Genomic DNA, 4,199 nt, shown 5'->3' on the forward strand with positions numbered 1-4,199 from the left:
GTTCTAGTGATATTTGTTGTTAAGGGAGTCTAACCCATTCTATAATAAGTGATCACCTTCAACAAATACTAGGTTTACTTATGCGGAGCTCGGGATATACTCCCTTATTCTTCTTCGGTTCATTTTTTTCGTTTAGATAGGGGTCTGGTTCTATCCGGGCCCCTGTAATAATCGATTACCACTGTTCAGGTTTTCAGGAGATTAACCCATGTATGATACAATAATTCACCAATCACCGGTCATAACGATGATATCTCCCCTTTTATCTAGGAGGGGAGTATGCAATTAGCATTGAATGAGAAGCGATTGCTTCTTGAACTGAATAACATCGGATCAGCTAGCCCGGAAAAACTGGCCCAGGCACTGGATCGCCCTGCTGAATCAGTCATTCAGTATGGAGGTCTGCTCTCACAGAAAGGTTTGGCAATTGTTGAACGAAACGTTAGTTCAAGACTGATTCTCACTGATGAAGGGTCCCGCTACAGTTCCGAAGGATTACCTGAACGCCAGCTTTATGAGTCTTTTTCCGAATCCTCACCGATTGCAGATCTCAATAAGCACCCTCATGCAAAAATCGGTCTTGGATGGATGAAGCGATTAGGGTGGGTGAAGATCGAAGGTGGTTCAGTAATCAAAATTGGTAGTGCTGAAAAATCCCCTATAGAATTAGGGCTCTCTTCACCTGATTTGGCCGCACCAGAAGTTCGAAAAGAACTTCTTAAACGAGGGCTGGCAGAAGAAGAAGAGTCTGTCCAGTATTCCATCAGTATTACGGATGAGGGAAAAAAACTCGCAGCATCGGGTCTGACTCTGGTTGAAGAGACCGGGACATTGACCAGCGATCAGATCAGTTCAGGAGCCTGGCGAGATCTTACCCTTCGCAGGTATGATATCACCAAGAAACCCCGTCCGGTCTGGCCCGGCAAGATCCATCCCTATCAGCGGCTCATTAACGAGATGCGGAGAATTCTCCTTGATATGGGATTTACCGAACTTTACGGTTCGGTTGTCCAGGGAGCATTCTGGAACTTTGACGCTCTCTTCCAGCCACAGGATCACCCGGCAAGAGAGATGCAGGACACTTTTCACCTCAAGGAGCGGTCAGAGCTTCCAGGCGGATGGGAAAAAGTTAGGGACATTCATGAACATGGTGGTGATACATCATCGTGTGGATGGGGTGGAAATTGGGATCCTGAAAAAGCAAAGGCAACAGTGCTCAGGACCCACACAACCTCACTCTCAATACAGCATCTTGCAACTCATCCGAATCCACCTGAAAAAGCATTCTGCATTGGCAGGGTATACCGGAGAGAGACAATTGATCCAACCCATCTTCCTGAATTTGAACAACTCGAAGGAATAGTAATGGATGAGGATGTGAGTTTCCGTCATCTGCTCGGGTACCTCAAAGAATTCTACGGAAGAATGGGCTTTTCAAATGTACGATTCAGGCCTGCATACTTTCCGTATACTGAACCAAGTGTTGAACCTGAGGTCTGGATCGATGGCCTTGGCTGGGTTGAACTTGGAGGAGCAGGGATATTCAGGGAAGAAGTTACTGCCCCTTGGGGAATTACAAGTCCGGTTCTAGCCTGGGGTCTTGGTGTCTCACGGGTCGCCATGCTCAGAATGGGTCTCTCTGATCTCCGTGAACTCTACCAAAGTGATATCGATTGGGTTCGTCGGACACCGGTCATGAATGGAGGTGATTACTGATGCCGGTTGTATCACTCCCATACAAATACCTTGAACGACTCACGGGAACTGACCGGAAGACGATTATCGAAAGACTTCCGATGATAGGCTGCGATATTGAACGTGTTCTTGAAGAGCAGGTTGATGTTGAGTTCTTCCCTGACCGGGTAGATCTCTACTCGACTGAAGGTGTAGCCAGAGCCATGCGAGGATTCCTGGGCCTAGAATCAGGAGAAGAGAAGTATCCGGTGGCACCCCCGTCTCTCCAGTTTACAGTCGATGAGAATCTGAAAAATATCAGGCCATACCTTGGGTCAGCAGTTATCAGGAATATCTCTCTTGATAATGAAGCGATCATCAGCCTCATGGGAGTTCAGGAGGCACTTCACTGGGTGGTAGGAAGAGGTCGCTCAAAGGTCGCGATCGGCATTCATGATCTTGACAAGATCACCCCGCCGTTCAGGTACTATGGTGCTCCGATAACCCGTTCATTTGTTCCTCTTGATTTTTCAGAGGAGATGACACTTGCCGAGATCATGGAGAAACATCCAAAGGGTCGGGATTATGCTCATATTGTGGCAGGTAAACCTCTCATGCCCCTGATAGAGGATGCAAAAGGCAATGTTCTCTCCTTCCCGCCAATCATCAACGGTGAATTGACCCGTGTGACCGAAAAGAGCAGGAACCTGCTCCTTGACGTGACAGGTACTGATGAGCGTGCAGTCATGACTGCAGTGAAAGTTATCACCTCAGCACTCATTTCTGCAGGAGGAACCTGTGAAGCGGTGTTGATAAACGGCAAACCATGTCCTGATCTTGCACCTGCCGAACGTGTAATAAGCGTTGCAGCGTGTAACAAATTAATCGGCTGTAGTCTTTCTGCGAAAGAGATGGCCGAGGTACTCAAAAAAATGAGGTATGGTGCTGAGGCTGCCGGATCAGACACAGTCCGGGTGAACATTCCGTGTTACAGAGCTGACATCATGCATGATTGGGATGTTTTCGAGGATGTTGCAATTGGGTTTGGGTTTGATAACCTTGACACTGTGCTTCCACGTGCACCGACTCTCGGGTGTGAACACCCTGTCATGGTTCGTGCCGGTCTCCTTCGTGAAATCTGCTGTGGACTAGGATATCAGGAGGTTATGCCATTTACACTCTCCAATGATGGAGTGATGTATGTAAATATGCAGCGGCCCGCACACCCCGGAGTTCTTCGTGTTCTTCACCCAATCAGTGAAGACCAGACTCTTGTCAGGACTGATATCCTTCCATTACTTCTTGACCTTTTCAGAATCAACAAACGTCGTGAACTCCCTCAGAAGATCTTTCATGTCGGTGATGTTGTTAGAGATTTGAAGACTGGTCAGAAAATAGCTCTCTCTTCAACTCATCCCGGAGCAGATTTCTCGGAGGCCTATGCAACAGCGGATGCGGTCTGTCGTGAGATGGGACTTACATATGAGGTAGCTGTAAGTTCTGATCCAGCCTTCATCGATGGCAGACGTGCTGATATTGTCGTCGATGGAAAGGTGATTGGTATGTTTGGTGAGATTCATCCCGCAGTGCTCAGTGCTTTTGACATTGATCAACCAGTTTCTGCAGTAGAGATTGATCTGACCCTTCTCCCTTGAGTTCTTTTTTTCAGAACCTGCAAACAGGTTCGAAATGTTCAACCGCTCTCCCGACTTACGAGTTGGTACCACCGAAGTCTTATGCAGAAACGATTGAGCATCCTGGTTTCAGGCAGAGTTCAGGGAGTCGGCTACCGGGGATATGCACGCCTTATCGCCAACAGGTACTGTGTAACCGGATATGCAACTAATGAGCCTGATGGCCGGGTATCTATTATCGCGGAAGGTGATGAACTGGCGCTCGATCAGTTTGTTACTGATTTGTATGCAAAAGATGAACCCCTAATTGAGGTTCACACCATTGAAGTCACTGATTTGCCTTATGTTGGGGAATATGCACACTTTGAGCCTCACTTTGGTGATTTTCAGAAAGAGATGTTTGTCAGATCAGAACTTGCACTTGAGTACATGCGTGAGATGCTTAAACTTCAGAAACGTTCCCTGAAGACTCAGACTGATATGCTGGATGCACTCAGGGATATGAAGAAAGAGTCAAAGAAACGTCGTGAAGTTCTAGAAAGAATGATCGAGGCGATTCATTCACAAGGGTAATGAATATGGTGATTCAAGATTCTCCGGCTGGACTTGAAGTCGGAAAAAAAGTTGATATTAGGGTTCTGGAAGCAATTGCCCGAAAGGGTGATGTATCTATCATCCTCTACTTTGAAGAGGACCTTGCAAAAACCTCCTCCTATGCAGAAGATCTGAAAGAGTATGGCCAATTACCTGATGACGAACGGCCATTTATTGAACTTGTCTCTTTCATGTCATTTCAACGTGAGATGAGTCCGTGCTTTAATGATGCTCTGACTACGGTTCCTTTGATTATTACAATTTACTCAAATTCTGAAGAGTATAATGGAAAATCTG

General features: G+C 46.7%; 3 protein-coding genes and 1 pseudogene. All 4 read left to right on the forward strand.

All coding sequences use genetic code 11. From position 1 onward, the window contains the following. Positions 1-279 precede the first annotated feature (279 nt). On the forward strand, positions 280-1,716 hold the full coding sequence (gene pheS / locus VN429_RS00015) for a phenylalanine--tRNA ligase subunit alpha (protein WP_325628427.1): 1,437 nt from the start codon (positions 280-282) through the stop codon (positions 1,714-1,716). Continuing rightward, complete coding sequence (gene pheT, locus VN429_RS00020) at positions 1,716-3,329, forward strand: phenylalanine--tRNA ligase subunit beta (protein WP_325628429.1); 1,614 nt, start codon at positions 1,716-1,718, stop codon at positions 3,327-3,329. Before pheS ends, pheT begins: the two co-directional genes overlap by 1 nt. A gap of 93 nt (positions 3,330-3,422) precedes the next feature. Further along, positions 3,423-3,881: an acylphosphatase gene (locus VN429_RS00025; RefSeq protein WP_325628431.1), complete on the forward strand. Its 459-nt coding sequence runs from the start codon at positions 3,423-3,425 to the stop codon at positions 3,879-3,881. A gap of 5 nt (positions 3,882-3,886) precedes the next feature. Then, a pseudogene (locus VN429_RS00030) lies at positions 3,887-4,199 on the forward strand (hypothetical protein); the annotation flags it as partial.

The organism is Methanospirillum sp., assembly GCF_035560735.1.
Taxonomy (GTDB): Archaea; Halobacteriota; Methanomicrobia; order Methanomicrobiales; family Methanospirillaceae; genus Methanospirillum.

Excerpts from the sequence above, each read along its gene's own strand:
- pheT (WP_325628429.1), top strand. The coding sequence starts at position 1,716 with ATGCCGGTTGTATCACTCCCATACAAATACCTTGAACGACTCACGGGA.
- pheS (WP_325628427.1), top strand. The coding sequence starts at position 280 with ATGCAATTAGCATTGAATGAGAAGCGATTGCTTCTTGAACTGAATAAC.